The sequence below is a fragment of the Mesorhizobium sp. M1143 genome (genome assembly GCF_040318435.1).
Lineage (GTDB): Bacteria > Pseudomonadota > Alphaproteobacteria > Rhizobiales > Rhizobiaceae > Mesorhizobium.
This window is the reverse complement of sequence record NZ_JAMYMJ010000202.1, coordinates 1-643: the sequence shown is the minus strand read 5'-3', so window position 1 is coordinate 643 and position 643 is coordinate 1. Positions and strand designations below refer to the sequence as shown.

At 56.1% G+C, this 643-nt stretch carries 1 pseudogene; it reads left to right on the top strand.

Annotation, left to right across the window (positions count from 1 at the left end):
- Positions 1-254 (top strand): annotated as a pseudogene (locus tag NKH35_RS31950) (TadE/TadG family type IV pilus assembly protein); the annotation flags it as partial.
- Positions 255-643: the final 389 nt, after the last annotated feature.

Genomic DNA, 643 nt, shown 5'->3' with positions numbered 1-643 from the left:
TGGAAACCTCTTCCCGGGCGCTGCAGCTGAACAACACGCTTTCGCAGAGCGACATCCAGGCCATCGCCACGCAGAAATTGGTGAACCTGGGTCTGCAGAACGTCATTGTGACGATCGCGATCGACCCTGCCAGCGGCGGCTTCAAGATGGCGCATCTGACCGCGAGCTATGCCTTCGTCATCGCTTTCCCGTATTTCGACCAGTATCCGATAAATTACGCCACGACCGTCACGGTGCCTCTGGTTGCTAGCTAGGCGTACGACCGGCTTTCGTTGAGTTGGCGGCCCTGTATTCAGCTTCCCAAGGCAATGCGTCGAAGTCGGGCTTGTGCCCCGCTTCACGGTAGGCGGCCTGAGTGAGGAAACCTGCTTTGTCCCGCTCCACAACGCAAACAAATGGCGGAGTGCCCGGGCACCTATAAACGCCTACAGCTTTTTCCATGCAACAGGTGTGCTACGGGTGCTCGGAGATGTCGTCCTTCATTACGATGACAGAACAAGAGCGAGGACAGCAGCGGCCCGGCATCACTGAAAGGGTGCGGGTTGGTAAAATTCGTACAACTCTTTTCATTGCGGAGAGAGTTTCGGCGAGCTTATTAATGTGTCGTTTGCCATTGCCTTTTCTGGGAGGCTGCGATGGTTGC